General features: G+C 54.4%; 2 protein-coding genes. Both read left to right on the plus strand.

The window, feature by feature from the left end; genetic code table 11:
- On the plus strand, nucleotides 1-228 hold a 228-nt coding region (locus tag AK963_RS34375; RefSeq protein ID WP_175404788.1), incomplete at its 5' end, for a hypothetical protein.
- Nucleotides 229-230: 2 nt separating this feature from the next.
- Nucleotides 231-563: N-acetylmuramoyl-L-alanine amidase (locus tag AK963_RS30465; protein ID WP_066018860.1), on the plus strand; the 333-nt coding region annotated here is incomplete at its 3' end.

The following is a 563-nucleotide window of genomic DNA, read 5'->3' on the forward strand; positions in this document are numbered from 1 at the left end:
AAGCTCAGCGATGCGGTGTCCAGGCTGGCCATGATCGAGGAACGAATCACCCATCAGACTACCAGCCTGACCCGTCAGGATGAACGTCTGGATGAGCAGGATAAACGCATTCGGCAGCTGGAGTTTCTGTCCAGTCGACGGGGCGTGATGCTCAATTATGTCGAGCGGTTTGGTTGGCTGGTTCTGACCACAGCGATTGGACTGCTTTCATATTTTCTAAGGGGATGAGCATGGGCAAGCGCACGGAAACCAACTACCTGATCATTCACTGCTCGGCCACCCGGGCCAACCAGAACATCACCGTTGACGATATCAAACGCTGGCACACGACTGAACGGGCCTTTATCGACATCGGCTATCACTGGGTGATTGAGCGTGATGGCTCTGTAAAACAGGGACGTCCGGTGGATGACTGGGGGGCTCATACCAAAGGCCACAACCATGAGAGCGTGGGCATTTGCCTGGTCGGTGGATTGGATAACAACAACCAGCCGGAAGATAACTTTACCCCACTGCAGAAGCGAATGCTGAAGCTGCTGATTGCTGGTCACCAGGCTCTGTAC

The organism is Endozoicomonas atrinae (assembly GCF_001647025.1).
Classification (GTDB): domain Bacteria; phylum Pseudomonadota; class Gammaproteobacteria; order Pseudomonadales; family Endozoicomonadaceae; genus Endozoicomonas; species Endozoicomonas atrinae.